At 59.9% G+C, this 15790-nt stretch carries 10 protein-coding genes and 1 other RNA gene; 9 read left to right on the forward strand and 2 right to left on the reverse strand.

Going from position 1 to position 15790, the window contains the following annotated elements:
* The first annotated feature begins 514 nt into the window (after positions 1-514).
* The 3 genes from TBK1r_RS01505 to TBK1r_RS01515 all read left to right on the forward strand — a co-directional run bounded on the left by TBK1r_RS01505 (position 515) and on the right by TBK1r_RS01515 (position 2780).
* Positions 515-1414, forward strand: a complete 900-nt coding sequence (locus tag TBK1r_RS01505) for a phosphoadenylyl-sulfate reductase (RefSeq protein ID WP_145207205.1) — start codon at positions 515-517, stop codon at positions 1412-1414.
* Positions 1415-1432: 18 nt separating this feature from the next.
* A complete protein-coding gene (locus TBK1r_RS01510) occupies positions 1433-1858 on the forward strand; it encodes an Rrf2 family transcriptional regulator (protein ID WP_145207206.1) in 426 nt (141 codons plus the stop codon).
* A 487-nt stretch (positions 1859-2345) separates the two neighbouring features.
* On the forward strand, positions 2346-2780 hold the full coding sequence (locus tag TBK1r_RS01515; RefSeq protein ID WP_145207207.1) for a hypothetical protein: 435 nt from the start codon (positions 2346-2348) through the stop codon (positions 2778-2780).
* 110 nt (positions 2781-2890) lie between these two features.
* Here TBK1r_RS01515 and ffs read toward each other — a convergent pair.
* Positions 2891-2985, reverse strand: an RNA gene (gene ffs / locus TBK1r_RS01520) — signal recognition particle sRNA small type.
* 321 nt (positions 2986-3306) lie between these two features.
* Between ffs and TBK1r_RS01525 the strand changes: the two genes are divergently transcribed.
* From TBK1r_RS01525 to TBK1r_RS01550, 5 genes are all read left to right on the forward strand, one after another.
* A complete protein-coding gene (locus tag TBK1r_RS01525) occupies positions 3307-4257 on the forward strand; it encodes a DoxX family protein (RefSeq protein ID WP_145207208.1) in 951 nt (316 codons plus the stop codon).
* Positions 4258-4370: 113 nt separating this feature from the next.
* A complete protein-coding gene (locus tag TBK1r_RS01530) occupies positions 4371-6194 on the forward strand; it encodes a Gfo/Idh/MocA family protein (protein WP_145207209.1) in 1824 nt (607 codons plus the stop codon).
* A 664-nt stretch (positions 6195-6858) separates the two neighbouring features.
* Positions 6859-7719, forward strand: coding sequence for a CAF17-like 4Fe-4S cluster assembly/insertion protein YgfZ (ygfZ, locus tag TBK1r_RS38125; protein ID WP_419580857.1), 861 nt, complete (start codon positions 6859-6861; stop codon positions 7717-7719).
* 93 nt (positions 7720-7812) lie between these two features.
* Positions 7813-8706 carry a DUF58 domain-containing protein gene (locus TBK1r_RS01545; protein WP_145207210.1) on the forward strand — a complete coding sequence of 298 codons (894 nt, stop codon included), beginning with the start codon at positions 7813-7815 and terminating at the stop codon, positions 8704-8706.
* A complete protein-coding gene (locus TBK1r_RS01550) occupies positions 8703-10706 on the forward strand; it encodes a vWA domain-containing protein (RefSeq protein ID WP_145207211.1) in 2004 nt (667 codons plus the stop codon). The genes TBK1r_RS01545 and TBK1r_RS01550 overlap by 4 nt, the downstream gene beginning before the upstream one ends.
* Before the next feature lie 77 nt (positions 10707-10783).
* Here the strand turns inward: TBK1r_RS01550 and TBK1r_RS01555 are convergent, their stop codons facing one another.
* Positions 10784-12553 (reverse strand): SulP family inorganic anion transporter, encoded by a 1770-nt coding sequence (locus TBK1r_RS01555; protein WP_145207212.1) that lies wholly within the window; start codon positions 12551-12553, stop codon positions 10784-10786.
* Between the two features lie 526 nt (positions 12554-13079).
* On the opposite strand from TBK1r_RS01555, the gene TBK1r_RS01560 reads away from it, so the two are divergent.
* The gene (locus TBK1r_RS01560; protein ID WP_145207213.1) at positions 13080-15458 is read left to right on the forward strand and encodes a hypothetical protein; all 2379 of its coding nucleotides are present in this window, start codon (positions 13080-13082) and stop codon (positions 15456-15458) included.
* The last annotated feature ends 332 nt before the right edge of the window (positions 15459-15790 follow it).

Raw genomic sequence — 15790 nt, forward strand, 5'->3', positions numbered from 1 at the left:
GAAGCATCTGGCACGGTGGCAAGGATTTTCCAAGCGTCGGCGTGCAGCCCTCGTTGGTGTCCAGCCTTCAGACGCCCCGGAACGCTTTCCAAGCGTTCCGCAATGCCCGAATCGGCTAAAGCCTAGTATTCCGTGTCACCTTGGTTTTCGGGTAGGCGGTAGTGGACGAGGCGACGAGTCCTTGCGAATGTGTGCTGACTGCAGAGGACTCGTCGCCTCGTCCACTACCCGAAAATTTAGCTGATACGGAATACTAGGCGCCAACGGCACGTGCCCGAGGCACCTTTGCACCTTCGGATTGTAACTTCCCGAGGGGCCTTCCCGCAGCGTTTTTATGGGTTTTCGTCCGCCGGCCGGGCGGGACAGCGGTGCCAGGACCCGAAATCCGCTCAACCCGATCGCGATCCCTGCCGATATCATACTTGACTAATCGGATCAACTTTCTATTGTTATCCGGTTGTGTGGCCGCAGGAGCGGCCGGTATCGAGTTTTCTGCCTTCCTGAAAGTCTGACGATGAAACCCGTCTCGACCGCCGAACCTTCCACCGAACCGGAGCCAGAGCGAGCTGCCGGTGGACAAACCCCCGTGCCTGCGGCTGCGTCGCTTCCCGTTGTCACCGTTCAAGACGCCGACAGCCGTGATGCCGACAGCCAGGACGCCGACAGCCAACCCGTGGAGGATGAATTGCAGGGGGCGCTGGCGGCGGATCCTCCGCTGGCGCCGACGGAGGAGTTTTTGGCAGAATTGGCCGACCACAGTCAGCGGCTGGAAACCGCCAGTCCGCAGGAGATCTTGGCTTGGGCGGTGGAGCGTTTTGCCCCCAGATTTTCGATGGCGACGGCGTTCGGTCCCGAAGGGATGACGATCATCCACATGCTCAGCGAGATCGCTCCCGAAACGCCGATATTCAACTTGGAGACCGGTTACCAGTTCAAAGAGACGCTTCAGTTGCGGGAAACGGTCAAGCAGCGATACGGGATCGAAGTCGAATTCAAGTACCCGCAGCAAACGGTGCAGGAATACGAAGCGGCCAACGGCGGACCGGTTTACAAGACGGATCCCAACCGATGCTGCTTCGATCGCAAGCTGCGTGTCTTGAAAGAGGCCGCGCGGGGGCTGCACGCGTGGGCCAGCGCGATCCGGCGTGACCAAAGCGAAGATCGTGCCAAAGCTCCGATCGTGGGTTGGGACAAGAAGTTCCAACTGGTGAAGATCAGCCCGCTGGCGAACTGGACCAAGAAAGAGGTCTGGAATCTGATCAGCAAGCATGAGATCCCCTACAACCCGTTGCACGACCAGGGCTATCCGAGCGTCGGTTGCTGGCCCTGCACGCGCGCCAATTTACTCGGCGAAGATGAGCGGGCGGGGCGCTGGAGTGGCTTTCAAAAGACCGAATGCGGGCTTCATGACTGAGATCGGGGAGGTGATTCGGTGACAATCTCGGCACGCGTTCATTATGCGACGCTCGCGTTGATCGAACTGGCGTTGCGCCAGTCAGAAAAGACGCCGGTGGCGGTGCGGGAGATCACCCGGCGGCACGGCATCCCCGGGCCGTTCCTGGTGCAAATCCTGCGCACCTTGCGCAGTGCGGGTTGGGTGCAGAGCGTTCGCGGCAGCCAGGGCGGCTACCGTCTGGCGGTCGAGCCGGCCGACCTGACCTTGCTGGAGATTGCCGAGGCGGTCGGTTGTGCCGAATCCAATTGCCAGACGGACGCGACCGACACGCCGGCCAACCGGATGGTGCACGAAATTTGGGACGCTGCCAGCGAGGCCTCGCGGGCGGTGCTGGCCCGAACCACGTTGGCCGAGATCGCCGACCGCACGGCGCAGGACGACGCGGTGATGTTTTACATCTAACGGCGGCTGTCGACCGCCGCTCGGGTGGCATGCTGTCTGGGTGACGAGCGGGATCGCCCCAGGCCAAAGCCAGCTTGTAGGGGACCAAACGCGGCGTGCCGCTCACCCCTTGGGTGCCGCAGGTGGCATGACCCCGAACGGGGTCAAAGCCAGTAGCCGGAGGTGAGCGCAGCGACACCTCCGGAGATTCTGCCACCCACCTGACGCGACCCCGGAGGGTGTCGAAGCAAATCACCTTGGGACCCTCGGCACCGGACGCCAAGCGGGCGGCAAGATATCTCACGTTTTTGCTGCTGCGGTCAAAAAGCACGGTGAAAGCAAGCTTTTGCTCGGTGGCGTGACGCCTGCACAATCCGCACGCCCTTTAAGGCTTTCGTGTGTTTCGCCGCTGGTGACGGTTGCAAGGATCGTTGCTGCGACTAGCGTGGAGTTTCCCGCCCGGGAATTTCTCCACACGTCAGGTCGACACGAAACGAGTCTTTACACCATGAAACGAATTGCACTTGCCGTCGCCGCGCTGGCCGCGATTGCATTTGGCGGATCCGACGCGGCTTCGGCTGCCCATCCCGCCGGTTACCCCTTCTTCCCTTTCGGCATTTACCAGCCCTATGGGGCTCAGTACGGATCGTCGTTGCAGACGCCGCCGTACTTTGCGCTCAACCCGCCGGTCTACTACGGCGCCCGTCACGCGCGGCCTTACGGGATCAGCCCGTTCGCATCGCCTCCGGTGGTCAGCGCCGGGCCGGGCTATCGCGGACGTCTGCGGAGCGATTTTTATCTTCCGCCGAGCGAATTTCAGCCCACCGCGCCGGCACCCTGCACGCTGAACCCCTGCGTCAGTCAAGGCGTTCAAAAACCGGCCAAAGTCGGCGTGGTCCGAACGAACCCCTTCGTTACCGAGACCCAATTGGTGAAGAACTAGTCCGGTCCGGGATCCATTTCGGCCGAAATGGTTCGGCATCACAAAAAATGGCGAGGTCATGCCGACGGCACGATCTCGCCATTTTCGTTGGGTTTGCACAGCGTTTGCACGACGGAGGTGGCCCTCACACAAAGTTACACCGCTTATGGCTGCTCCACTTAAGTCCTGACCAGGTTCACGATTCACAGTCGTAAGGGCCACCACCGTCGGGCAATGGGACGAGAAGTGTAAACAACGTTTTTGAATTTGAAAAGTCAGCGCGCGGCACAATTGCGGTCCCCCGTCGGTCCTGGTGATCGGCAATCTTCACCAAGTGTCGTCTGGCCCAGCGAACAGCCCAGGAAATTGCTTTCGAATCGTCGTCGTTTCACATGCCGTTTATCCTTGGCGGATGGCGGTTTCTCGTCCATAATGAATGGCTTGCTGGTGTCGGAGTTGAATCCCCCGCTTGCCGTTGACGCCCTGGCCCCGCACTCCCTCCCTACAAACTCTGCCTACAAACTCTCCATTGGAGCTGTCTGAAATCGTGCGAAACATTTTGCTCACCCCCCTTCGCCTCGCTGTCGGCTGGGGAATCTCGCCCCGAATCTTGGGCATCATCGCCATCACGATGCTTGTCTTGCTTCGACTGTCTATCGGTTGGCACTTTCACAGCGAGGGGAGTGAGAAGTATCGCAAGGGCGATTGGGACGCGGCACCGTTCTTCGCGAACGCAAAAGGGCCCTTGGCCGAAGAATTTCGCAAAACGGTTTGGGATTACGACGGCAAGGTGCGACGTGATCCGGAGTTCACACGTTGGTGGTTGGAACAGTACCGCGATCGAGCCGCCGACTATTACACGTTTGGCGAAAAAGAACTGGCGGTGGCCAACGAAGCCTTGGAGAAAGTGCTGGAAGACCACCAAGTTGTCTTGGAAGACTACGCCGACGACTTGGAGGAATACGATCTCGGTCAGCTGCGACTTGAAATGTTGAAGTCCGAAGAAGACCGCGTCGGTGTTGAGAGCTTGGCAGGCCAGATCGAAACCGTTGAGAGGGAGAACGATGCGAAGTTGAAGCCGGCACTGGCGGCGATCGACGAGTTGTGGGCCGGGTACGAGGGCACGATCAATTCCCTGGCCGCCCCCAACCAACGCCGGGCATCACCGCCGCTGGATTTGGTCAAGCCGCGGACGGCCGTGGTCGACACGAGCGTGATCAATCGGTACGTGCCCTATTTCGACTTGGCGGTCGGTTGGTGTCTGTTGCTGGGGCTTTTCACCCCCGTCGCGGCGTTAGCGGCGGCCGGTTTTCTCGGTTCTGTTTTCCTCAGCCAGTATCCGCCGGGAACCGGGCCGTCGAGCAGCAACTACCAATTGATCGAATGTATGGCCTGTTTAGTTCTGGCATCAACGGGAGCCGGACGCTTTGCGGGCCTGGACTTTTTCATCCACCTGTTCATTCGGCGAAGCGTCGCAAAGCACGCCGCCGACAAGTAGCGAGCGCTGGAAGCGTCCTGCCGCCACGATGATCCGGCACGCTTCCCAATCGTTTGACTGACGAACCCCAACACAACCCCAATCAAGCACGAACCCCATTCGAGGATAATCCCATGGTCGACAAGCTCTCCAGTGACGAACGTGAAGTAGGAAAACAAAACTACTACAACGCCGTGACCAGTTACTACGACGTCAATCGTCGAGACTTTTTGCGGGGCATCGTCGCCACCGGCGCCGTCAGTGGTGCCGGCCTGGGCGCCGCGTACTTCGGCTACGGCCAGGTCAAAGATCCCGTACGAATCGCCGTGATCGGAACCGGCGACGAAGGCAGCGTGCTGATCGGCGGCTGCAATCCGAACTATGTCGACGTCAAAGCGATCTGCGACATCCGGCCGTTCAGCCAACACCGCGCCTTCCACGGTGACTGCAGCAGCGCGTCGGCATTGATCCGTCGCCCCGGATTGATCTCCGTCGCCGGCTACAGCAACGAAGCCGAAGCGCGTAAGAACGTCAAGGTTTATGACGCTTCCAACGGCGGCATCATGGCCTGCCTGGACGACCCCGATATCGAAGCGGTCATCATTGCATTGCCGCTGTGGCTGCACGCCCCCGTCGCCGCGTTGGCGATGGAGCGAAATCTGCACGTGCTGACCGAAAAGCTGATGGCACACAATGTCGCTCAGTGCAAAGTCATGGGCCGCATGGCCGCCGCGGGCGAAGACAAGCAAGGCAACCCGCTGCACTTGGCCACCGGTCACCAACGACACTACAACGTCAAGTACGAAAACGCGGTCAACCTGATCCGCTGGGGACTGCTGGGCCAACTGCACCACATTCGTGCTCAGTGGCACCGTGGCAACCTGCCTGGTCGCGACAGCTGGTCGATGCCGATCCCCGGTGGGGAAAAAATGGCCAACGGAAAAATGTTCGACAAGATCGCCAAGGATCTGGAGTACCGCCGTGCCAAGCTGAAGACCGCCACCGGCTCGGACATCAAACGGCTGCAGGCCGAGATCGCGCAGTGGGAAGCCTGGGACGCCGACAAGACCGTCGATCCCCGCGACCATGGCTATCAAGACTTCGCCCGCGGCGACTCCATGTTCACCGCCGAAGAAGAATTGCACCGTTGGAGGTTGTTCGAGCGAACCGGTGCGGGCTTGATGGCCGAACTGGGAAGCCACCAATTGGATGCCGTCAGCATTTTCCTCTCCTCGTTGCGAGACGATGGAAAGAAAGTGCATCCGTTGTCGGTCCACGCCGTTGGTGGACGACACATCATGCCGCACGACCGCGACGCCGGTGACCATATCTATTGCACGTTCGAATTCCCCGGCCCCGAATACGCCGAAACATTCGACGTCGGCTATTACGATCCGGTTCAAAACTATCCCAACGGAGCCGTGCCCGGGTACGAGCAAGACCCCAACAAGAAAGTCGTTGTCACCTACAGCACGATCAACGGCAACGGATTCGGCGGCTGGGGCGAAGTCGTCATGGGAAGCAAAGGCACGTTGGTGCTGGACAAGGAAACCGACGTCTTGCTGTATCGCAACAGCGATACCAGCAGCAAGGTTGGCGTCAAAAAGGAAGAGGGTGGATACGCGTTGGACACCAGTGCCAGCGGCGACTTCGCAGCCCCGGTGGCCCAAACCGCTGCCTCCGGGCCGGTCAGCCGCGGGTATCGCGAAGAGATCGAGCACTGGGCGTATTGCATCCGAAATCCCGACAAGGAAAACAGGGTGCGTTGCTACCCCGAAGTCGCGATGGGAGATGCCGTCATCGCCCTGGGTGCCAACGTCGCACTGAAGAATTCGCACGCCGGAAAGGGCGGCTACCTGGAGTACAAAGAGGAATGGTTTGACATCGATAACGATGCAACTCCAGACGGCAGCGACATCAAACGCGAGCAAGAATTCATGCTCAAAGACGTGACGTAGAGTCGGAGAGACAGGCTAATCCGATCGCCGAGGCGAGGACACCAGCACACGTTGGTGTCCAGCCTTTAGGCGCATCCCCACACGCTGCGAAGCAGCAAGACGGGGCGGCTGAAGCCTGCACACCAGCGCACGTTGGTGTCTAGCCTTTAGGCGATCCTTCGTGACACGTTGCGGAGCAGCGAGCGGGAGCGGCTAAAGCCTGCACACCAGCGCACGTTGGTGTCTAGCCTTTAGGCGATCCTTCGTGACGCGCTGCGGAGCAGCGAGCGGGGGCGGCTAAAGCCTGCACACCAGCGCACGTTGGTGTCTAGCCTTTAGGCGATCCTTCGTGACACGCTGCGGAGCAGCGAGCGGGAGCGGCTAAAGCCTGCACACCAGCGCACGTTGGTGTCTAGCCTTTAGGCGATCCTTCGTGACACGCTGCGGAGCAGCGAGCGGGAGCGGCTGAAGCCTGCACACCAGCGCACGTTGGTGTCCAGCCTTTAGGCGCATCCCCACGCGCTGCGAAGCAGCAAGACGGGGCGGCTGAAGCCTGCACACCAGCGCACGTTGGTGTCTAGCCTTTAGGCGATCCTTCGTGACGCGCTGCGGAGCAGCGAGCGGGGGCGGCTAAAGCCTGCACACCAGCGCATTGTGAATCCCTTTCCAACTCTCCCTATCATTCATGTCAGCTGTCTTTCGACTTTCTGCGGCAACCGTTCTGGATCTTGTCGGTGATGACGCCACAGCCATTTTGAGCAACCTGACGACCAACGACGTCAAGTCGTTGCAGATCGGTTGTGGCTGCGAAACGTTCCTGACCGACGTGCGTGGCAAAATGGTGGCACACGTTGTTGCCTTTCGCACCCCCGACGGCTACCGGTTGATCGGCGCGGACGGACAGGCCGATGCAATCGCAGCGCACGCGGATCGTTACACCATTCGCGAGGATGCGACGCCCGTCGACCATTCCTCCGAGTACACCGTGTTTGTCCTCGCCCCCGACGCACCGCTGACGCTGCGAGAAGAAACGGATTGGGGGGAATCCAACGCTGCGTGTTACGACGTGGATTGGCTCGGTGATCAAACCAGGGTGCTGGTCACGGAAACGCCGGGTGCGGTCGAGCAAGTCATTCGCTCGACCGGCGAAATGGCGGCGGACGATGACGAGTTTCATCATGCCCGCACGCTGGCCGGGTACCCGTGGTTCGGCGTCGATCTGTCGGAAAAGAATCTGCCCCAAGAAGCTTCACGTATCAAGCAATCGATTTCCTTCACCAAGGGCTGCTACCTGGGACAAGAAACGGTCGCCCGATTGGACGCGTTGGGCCAGGTTCAAAAACAGTTGGTGCGCTGGCGCACCTCGGGAACGATCCCGGCGGCGGGCAGCGAAGTCAGCGCCGACGGAAAAGTGGTCGGACGATTGACCAGTGTTGCCCCGACCGGCGATGACACGGCAGTCGCGATCGGGATCGCGCGTCGATCGCATTTCGAGCCCGACGCGACCGCCCAGGGCGACGGGTTTACCGCGACGGTGATCGGGTAGAAAGTGGCCTAGTGCTTCAACCCGAACGGTGAAGAGTTTCGTTCTTCCCGAACGACGCCGAAAGTCTCGGCAACTTCCGCTACACTAGCGGTCATGAGTGCCACCACCGAATCGATTCCGCTGCTCTCGCCCGATCTGCTCGCCAAACTGGAACGTTTGGAGCTCGTTTCACGCAAGGTGTTTCGGGGGCGAATGAAGGGCGAACGCCGCAGCAAACGCAAAGGGCAGAGCGTCGAATTTGCCGACTTTCGCAACTACGTCGCCGGCGACGATCTGCGGTTGATCGACTGGAATTTGTACGCCCGTCTGGACCAATTGTTCCTGAAACTGTTTCAGGAAGAAGAAGACTTGCACGTCTATGCGTTGATCGATTGCAGCGAGTCGATGAACTTCGGCACACCGACGAAATACCACGTCGCCAAACAGATGGCTGCCGCCCTGGGCTACATCGGCCTCTGTCGCGCCGACCGGGTCAGCGTCCAAGCACTCGGTGACCAGGGGCGTCGCGCACCGGTGCTGCGCGGCCGCAGCGGTTTGTGGAAAATGCTGCAGTATCTGGAGAGCCTGGAAAGTGGCGACAACGTTTCGCTGCACGACGCGGTCAAAGATTTTTCATTGCGCAATTCAGGCACCGGCGTCGTCGTCTTGATCACCGACCTGATGGACAAATCGGGTTACGAAGCGGCCTTGCGGATGCTGGTCGGTCGCCGGATGGACGTTTACGTGATGCATATCTTGTCACCCGAAGAAATCGATCCGCCGATTCGAGGAGATCGACGTTTGATCGATTCCGAAGACGGCGATGAAACCGAGATCACAATCAACAACTACGTGTTGGAGCGATACAAGTTGACGCTGCAATCGTTTCTCGGCAGCGTCAAGCATTTTTGTTCGCGACGCAGCATCGCCTACCTGCCCGTTCGAACGGACCAGCCGGTCGACGATGTCATGACCCGCTACCTCCGTAAACGAGGCGTCGTGCGATGAATTGGATCTCGACGCTTTTGCCGTGGCAGTGGGCGCTGTTTGCCGCGGTGCCGATCGGAATCATCCTGCTTTATTTTTTGAAGCTGCGACGTGAACCGGTCGAGATCCCCAGCACCTACCTGTGGTCCCGGACGGTCGAAGACTTGCATGTGAACAGTCTGTTCCAGCGGATTCGACAGAACCTGTTGCTGTTCCTGCAGTTGCTCGCGGTAGTCTTGGCGGCGTTTGCTCTGTTGCGTCCCGGCGTGCAAGGCGAAGCGACCAGCCAGGGCAGAAAGGTGTTTCTGTTGGACGCATCGGCCAGCATGATGGCGACCGATGCGGGCGAAGAGAGAAACCGCTTCGAATTGGCTCGTAAAATGATCCGCGAGCAGATCGATGCGATGCAGGAACGCGAAACCGCCATGTTGGTCACGTTCAGCGATCGCGCCGAGGTGCTGCAATCGTTCACCAGCGATCGCGGGCGTTTGCGGTCGGCATTGGAACGGGCTCAAGTGACCAACCGCCCGACGGACATCATCGGTGCACTCGAAGCCGCCGACGGCCTGGCCAACCCACGCCGCAGCAGTACCACCGGCGACGAAAACGACGTCCAGGTCGCCGATCCGATGCCGGCGGATTTGCTGATTTACAGCGACGGCGGGTTTCGAGACGTCAGTGATTTTAATGTCGGCAACCTCGTTCCGACGTATTTAAAAGTCGGCTCCGGTCAATCCCGCAATGTCGCCATCACGGCGTTCAGCGCGGATCGCAACGTCGAAAAACCGGGCGACGCCCAAGCGTTCGCGACCATCGTCAACTTCGGAACCGGCGCGGAAACCTTCAACATCTCGTTGTACGTCGACGGCGCCTGGCGTGAATCCGAATCGTTAACCCTCGCCCCCGGTGAAGAATCCGGATTGACGTTCTCGCTGGCCGGACAAGAGGACGCCGCTTCACTGGAAATGCGACTCGAATCCCCCGGTTCCGGGGCCTCGCGAGATCAACTGTTTGATGACGATTTGACGATCGACAACTTTGCCTACGCAGGCTTGCGCCCGTTGAGAACCGTGTCAGTGCTCGTCGTGACCGATGGCAACAAACCGCTGGAGATCGGGTTGACGACCGAGAGTGCCGCGAAGATTTGCATCGCGGATTTCCAGTCGCCAAGTTATCTCGAGACGCCGGAGTACCAGGCGCGGGCGGAAGCGGGCCTGGACGATTTGATCCTCTACGATCGCTGTCGTCCAAAGAATCTGCCGTCCACCAATACATTTTTCGTCGGGGCCCTGCCGAGCGATGAGTGGTCCTGGGCAAGCGAACCCGGCCAAACGATCCTGGTCGACGTCGATCGTACGCATCCGATGATGCAGTATTTGGAACTGTTTTCGTTGCTGATCTTTGAAGGCCGATCGGTCAAAGGCCCGACCGGTACTCGCGAATTGGTCGGCGCCGACAATGGAACAGTGCTCGCGCTGGCACCGCGCGATGGCTACCAGGATCTGGTCCTGGGGTTTGAAATTGTCACGACCGGCGAAGACGGCACACCGCAAACCAACACGAACTGGTACGCCGAACGCTCCTGGCCGGTTTTTCTGTTGAACGTCCTACGACATCTCGCCGGTGCGGCCGACGCGACCGCCGCACCGTCATTCTTGCCCGGCGACACGGTCCGGTTGCGAGTGGAGAGCCAGATCGAAGCGGTCGATATCTCCCGTGGCAGCGGGACTCCGGAATCGATCCGAACGGGAAACTCCGGCAGCGTGGAATTCGTTGATTCCGAGATGCCGGGGTCTTACCGGGTGACGGCGGGAGAGAAACTGGTGGACCTGTTCAGCATCAACTTGTTCAGCCGGCTGGAAAGTCAAATTCAACCGCGGGAGACGTTTGAACTGGGGTACGAGACCATTGAAACCGCCGGGATGATCGAGACCCGCAAGGAGTATTGGCGTTGGCTCTTGGGTGCCGTCTTGTTGATCCTGGCCGTCGAATGGTGGCTGTACAATCGACGCATCGCGTAGTGCGTCGCTGCCTCGAAGCTGGTGGCATCACCGGTAGGTGATGCTGTGCATCACACATCCGCCACGCCCAGCGTGCCTTAGCCCAACCGGTCGGTTGCGACGTGGTATTGGGGATCTTCGGACAGATTGACTTCGACCAGATCGCCCGCCTTGTCCAGCAATCCGCGGCATTCATCACTGAGATGGGTCAGGTGCAACCGCTTGCCGGCCGATTCATACTTTTCGGCCAACACGTTGATCGCTTCCAGACCGGATTGGTCATAGACCCGGGTGTAGTAGAAATCGATCACGACATCGTCGGGGTCCTTGTGGACATCGAACAGCTCTTTGAACGAAGTGGCCGAGGCGAAGAACAGCGGGCCGTGGAGTTGGTAGATCTTGCTGCCATACTCGTTGATTGTGGTTTCCGCACCGAGGTGGGTGGCGTGCGTCCAGGCGAACACACATGCCGACACGATCACGCCCAAGATGACGGCGGTTGCCAGGTCGTGCATGATGACGGTGTAGCCGGCGACCAACACCATGACGGCGAAGTCGGCCCGCGGAACACGGCGAAGCATCTTCAGCGATGCCCACTCGAACGTTCCGATGACGACCATGAACATCACGCCGACGAGGGCGGCCATCGGGATCTGTTCGATCCACGGGGCGAGAAACAGAATGAACGCCAGTAGGCAGATCGCCGCGGTGATCCCGCTCAGTCGGCCGCGTCCGCCGGAATTCACGTTGATCAGCGATTGGCCGATCATCGCACAACCGCCCATCCCGCCGAACAGACCACAAATAATATTGGCAGCGCCTTGGCCGACGCATTCACGGTTCCCACGGCCTCGCGTCTCCGTGATCTCATCGATCAACGTCAACGTCATCAGCGATTCGATCAATCCGACGCCCGCCAGAGTCAACGAGAACGGCAAGATGATCCACAGCGTTTCCATCGTCATCGGCGGAACGGTGTATTGCAAAAAGAACGGCATCGGCAGCCCACCGCTGATCGATGACTCTTCTTCGCTACCGGTCGGCTCGACTTCGGCAGCGTCGGTCGCAGGATCGCGAACGACAGGGCCGACGACTTCATCATTCTTGTAGCTGACCTGGCGGAATTCGGCCAGCAGCGCATCGGACGCAACATGAGTCGGATCGTTCTGTCGGGCCTCGGTGATCTGGCTGGCCTTGAAATTCGTTTTCAGCATGTCGCCGACCGTGGCGACCGCGTTGGGCGTGATTTCATCGCCAGAAATGACGCCGCTTCGGTTGATGGCGACCGACAAAAACGTCACTGACAGAATTGCCACCAGCGATGCCGGCAAGGCACGCGTCAGCTTGGGCAGCAGATAAATGATCAGCATCGTGATCACGACCAACCCGAGCATCACGTACAGCCGAGGCCCTGTCAGATAGACCAGATTTCCGGTCGACAGGTCCAGCGTTTTAAAGCTGCCCAGCTGAGCCATCCCGATCACAATCGCCAAGCCATTGACGAATCCCAGCATGACCGAATGTGGGACCATGCGAATCAATTTTCCCAGACGGGCGATGCCGACGGTGATTTGAAAGATGCCGCACAAGATGACGGCGGGAAACAGGTATTCCACGCCATGCATCGCGACCAAAGCCACCACCACGACGGCCATCGCGCCGGTGGCGCCGGAGATCATTCCCGGTCGTCCGCCGAATGCGGCCGTGATCAAGCCGATGAAAAATGCCGAATACAAACCGATCAGGGGGGAGACACCAGCAACAAAGGCAAATGCAACAGCCTCGGGGACCAGCGCCAACGCGACAGTCAAGCCGGAAAGAAGATCGTCTTTAGCGTTCGCAGTTCCGGCACGGAAAAAATTCAGCATTCAAGCAGTCAGGGCAGAGAAAGGGCGATCAAAAAAAGAAACAACCGCGAATCCTACTTTCCATCGCCACGCGGTCAAGAAAGGATGAAGCACAGCGCGCGTGTCCAAAAAATGACCGAATCATCACATTCGTTGGTGAGGTGAAAATCCGCCACCTACTCGCTACGCTAGGTCGGTGCCCGACGTCGCAAACAGCTCCCCCGTGCGACTCGACGCAACTAAAAAAGTGAAAAAATATTTCGACGCCCTCTTCAACCTCATTCAAATGCTCGCTCCCATGCGACCACGACCACCCCACCCGAACGTGATCGCAGCGCTGCCCCGGAAGGTTTGCCAGGTGTTCGATGCACGTCGCGGATGGCGCTGGGTCAATGCCATTTGCTTTGGCGCCAAACGGGGGGCTTTTGTTAGCGGCAGGGCGCGAGCCCTCCGGTCTTTTAAGGTCAAACCGGACGGCTCGCGCCGTTCCGCTAACGCATTCAATGCCAAAGTAAGTGGCATTGGGCGTTGGGCGGTGTGCATCATCGTGTTCGGCATCACATCGCCGTTCTGCCTGGCCGGCGTTCGTACGACCGACGATACCGCCAACGATCTGGTCCAAGCCTTGACCGCGTCCGGCCGCTTGAACGATGCCGAGTGGGTTTGCCGAAACCAGCTCGGTCGGCATCCCGAAGGCTTGCTGCTGCACGCCAAATGGTCGGCGCGGTTGGCCCATGTGCTTGCCGAACGGAACGCCGCCTCGATCTTCGACGGGAAGATTGCCGACCTTTCTCAGCGGATTGATCCCGCGATCGATTCGGCGTGTCAGCCGATCGTGGTGCTGCTTTCCAGTGATCCAGAGTCGCCGTCGGTCGTTTTTCTCCATGCCACCCAATTGGCCATTCGACAACGTATCTTGGGGGCGGCCATTGTTGCCGCGTCGGTCTCGCCCCCCGATCCAACCCTCACGAACGAGTTGTTGAGCAAGTTCTCGCGTTTGCAATACGACGTGAATGAACTGCAGGAAACGGCACGCGAAGAGTGGAGCAAGCGAACCGCCGAGTCCCCCCGTGGGACGCAGCCTTCGGTCCGAATTGCCGCGGATCAATACCAGCGACTACTGCAAGAACTGTCGCTTCAACGTGTTTCGATCGCGCTGCTGCAAAGCGAACTGTTCCCCAAAGATTCCGATGACTATCGAGCTGCCGCCGCCGATGCAGCGGTGGTGGCAGAGGACGCGATGCTGGCGTTACCCGATGGTTCCGAAGCCAAGCGTGTTGCCAGGGCGTTGCGTGCCGAGTCGCTGTTGCGTAGCGGCGATGTCGCGACCGCCGGCGAAATCATCACCGCCGCGGGGGCTTCGTCGGCGACAAACGATTCAGCGCGATGGACCGCGTTGCGGGTTCGTTTGGAACTCGCCAGGGGCGACACTTCAACCGCCCGCGCGATCTGTGATGCCTACTACCAATCCACAGGTTCAGAGGAGGCGGATCCGGAGCGTCTGGAGGTGGATTTTGCAAAATTGGATCTGTTGTTGGCGGACGCGAAAGACGATGGCGAAGTGGCCCGCTGGATCGATCAGATCGAGCGTCGCGGCGGCGCGTTTGCACGGCGACGAGCTGAATCGATTGCCATCGCCCTGCTTCGGTCCACCGCGTCGCCGACCGAGATGACTGACCGCCGCCGGCTCAGCCCCGCACTGATCGCCGCCCAAGGCGAAGACTGGTTGCGACGCAACGACCCGCGACAGGCGGCGGGGTTGCTGCGAGAAGCCGCGCTGGCCGAACCGGCTCCCGAAGCGGCGTTTCAATACGCAGCCAAGAGCGCCGCGGCGGCCATCGCAGCAAAGGATTCGCAGCAGGCGATTGAGGTGTTGCGGCAAACGGCTCGAAAGCATGCGGTCCACGACCACGCGTACCAATTGACGATGCAGGCGGCACTGTTGGCGTCGAAGCCGTTTGCCGGAGCCGACGATCCGAAACGCCGCCTGACGTTGCTGGAAGACCTGCTGAAAGAAGTCTCGCAAACCTGGCCGAGCAGCGAAGCGGCCATCAAGGCCAACGAATGGCTGTGCAGGATTTTGGTGCAATCAGGACGCGAGGAACAAGCCGCTCGCGACGCATTGGAACTGTTGACGCTCGGTCAACGCGTCGATCAAGTCGAACCCACGCTGACGTTATGGTTTGAATACCTGTCGGCGCTCGAACTGGACCAAGCCACCAACGAACTCGACTCGCTCGCGGCCACGCTGGGTGAACTCGCCGCCGAAAACGATGCGTTTGCGGATCCGGTGCATCGAGCGGCGATTCTGTTTTTCGATCGTCCGCAGATGGCGTTCGATACCACAACATTAACCGGCGCGGATCCGTCAACGGTATTCTTAAGACGGTTGGAACGATTCCGTGCCAGCGGCGGAGGTGGCGGGGGAACGATTGCGACCGACGGCGTGGACGAGACGATGCGATTGCGGGCACGCTGGCGACTTCAGCGCGACGCCATGCTCGACGCGGCGACACAACGCGCCATCGGATCCGTGTTACTGAGCTGGCCCGATTCATCCGAGTGGCAAACGGCAACGGCGCGGTTTTGGAACGCTCGGGATGAAGCCTCCATCACCGCGATCATGCGGCTATCACTCTCCGGCGACCCGACGAAGCCCCAGTCGTTGCGTCGCGGCATGCGATTGCTCGCCGGCAGCGATTCCCAAGCCGCCAAGCGTGCAGCGATCGAACTGGCCGACCGGCTGGCTGCGACGATGAAGATCGGGGAGAACGACTGGTATGAAGCAAAGCTGCAAGCGATCAAGTGGCTGGACCAGATCGGCGATCAGCAGCAAGCGCGCAAGCGAGCCCAATACGTGCTGCTGTTGCAACGCCCCGGCGAGGAAGCAACACGCAAGCGATTCGAAGCGTTTGCGAAAGACTGAGCACGTCACCAACCTGCGCTGGTGTGCAGGCTTCAGCCGCCCGTTTCGCTGCTCCGCAGCGACCGGGATGCGCCTGAAGGCTGGACACCAACATGTGCTGGTGTGCAGGCTTCAGCCGCTCCGTCTTGCTGCTTCGCAGCGCGTGGGGATGCGCCTGAAGGCTGGACACCAACGGTTGCTGGTGTGCAGGCTTGAGCCGCTCCGTCTTGCTGCTTCGCAGCGCGTGGGGATGCGCCTGAATGCTGGACACCAACGGTTGCTGGTGCGCAGGCTTTAGCCGCCCGTTTCGCTGCTTGGGATGTGAAAAGTATTGCTGATGCATTTCGCTCCCC

This window comes from Stieleria magnilauensis (assembly GCA_007753675.1).
In the GTDB taxonomy this organism is placed as follows: domain Bacteria; phylum Planctomycetota; class Planctomycetia; order Pirellulales; family Pirellulaceae; genus Stieleria; species Stieleria magnilauensis.